Below are 549 nucleotides of genomic sequence, written 5' to 3' on the forward strand. Positions count from 1 at the left end.
ACCTTTATCACTTCGCTGTAATGAATTGACAGTCAAACCATTCAATTCGGTATTTCGGCTGGGCTGGCACATCAACATAACGCAAAGACTACTAAAATACTTCTGGCGTGGTGTCTTAGCTTTATGAAAAGCGTCTGCTACCTGCAACATCTGATAATCTGACGGACATTTATCTTCTATTTCCTTGCGACTTTTTTCGTCTAGTTTTATGCTCGCGTCAGATTGACGAGGAAACGGGTTCGACCAATCTTGTAGATCTAGTTTAAATCGTTTTTCTTTGATGAATTTCAATACCTTTTCGAACGAAAGGCCGATATTGCGTTTGCCGCCAGCACCTAAATCACTGCTCCGTATCTTCTGCTCTACGCGATCAATCACATTATTGTTGATGTTCATTATATCAACTGAAGATTTATCATTGTGAGCAGCGTGCTCTTCTAATGCTTGATAGAGGAACACAAGTGATGAAGCCCAAGTAGTTGAATCTTTCTTGTTAAGCGATTGCTGGTAGCGAACATATGCTTTCGCAAAGTCAGAAAAAGGAGGCAG

1 protein-coding gene is annotated in these 549 nt (G+C 40.8%); it reads right to left on the reverse strand.

Annotated elements, in window-relative coordinates:
• Positions 1 to 549: hypothetical protein (locus tag R7Q09_RS27685; protein WP_318144152.1), on the reverse strand; the 549-nt coding region annotated here is incomplete at both ends.

The sequence above is a fragment of the Vibrio sp. 2130-1 genome (genome assembly GCF_033339515.1).